This is a genomic window from Pseudomonas juntendi, from assembly GCF_009932375.1.
GTDB classification, from domain to species: Bacteria; Pseudomonadota; Gammaproteobacteria; order Pseudomonadales; family Pseudomonadaceae; genus Aquipseudomonas; species Aquipseudomonas juntendi.
Map to the genome: position 1 here is coordinate 1 of NZ_BLJG01000614.1, position 284 is coordinate 284.

The window sequence follows — 284 nt, forward strand, 5'->3', positions numbered from 1 at the left end:
TGCGCGGGTGCGCCATCATCGTCGTCATGCTCCGCCCACCGAAAGAAGGGGAGCGTTACTTCGCGCTGTTGACACCATCAACTTCGACCGCCCGGAAAACGCCAAGAGCAAGATCATGTTCGAAAACCTGACGCCGCTGTTACCGAACAAGCGCCTGAAGATGGAAGCCGGCAACGGTTCCACCGAGAACTTGACCGGCCGCGTCATCGACCTGTGACACCCGATCGGCAAAGGCCAGCGCGGCCTGATCGTTGCTCCGCCAAAAGCGGGCAAGACCATCATGC

1 pseudogene is annotated in these 284 nt (G+C 60.2%); it reads left to right on the forward strand.

What is annotated here, in order from left to right:
• Positions 1-26 precede the first annotated feature (26 nt).
• Positions 27-284, forward strand: a pseudogene (gene rho / locus GYA94_RS27500) (transcription termination factor Rho); the annotation flags it as partial.